Source organism: Dellaglioa sp. CoH-57-MRSF-22 (assembly GCF_056781895.1).
The window spans coordinates 1-358 of sequence record NZ_JBXAXT010000130.1 but is presented as its reverse complement, the minus strand read 5'-3'; the positions used below and the strand labels follow the sequence as shown (position 1 = coordinate 358).

At 74.3% G+C, this 358-nt stretch carries 1 pseudogene; it reads left to right on the top strand.

Annotated elements, in window-relative coordinates:
- Window positions 1-358: pseudogene (locus AC1RPR_RS08515) on the top strand (hypothetical protein); the annotation flags it as partial.

The following is a 358-nucleotide window of genomic DNA, read 5'->3' as shown; positions in this document are numbered from 1 at the left end:
CAACGTGCTCATCGTGGCCGAGGGCGACGCCCTCCGCGCGGTGGAGCGCGCTATCGAGGAGCGGCCCGACGCCCGCGGGATCGGGGTCGTGGAAGGCGCCGGCGGCTTCGTCTCCGGGGAGGCCAGTGCGCTGGTCAACCTGATCGAGAACGACGATCCCCGGCCCGTCGACCGCACCAAGCGGCTGACGACCGCGGGCCTCCGCGGCCGGCCGACGGTCGTGCAGAACGTCGAGACGCTCGCGCACATCGCGCTGATCGCGCGCCACGGCGCCCGCTGGTTCCGGTCGGTCGGCGATCCCGTCGACCCCGGGACGCGCCTGGTGACGGTCACCGGCGACGTTCCGAAGCAGGGCGTC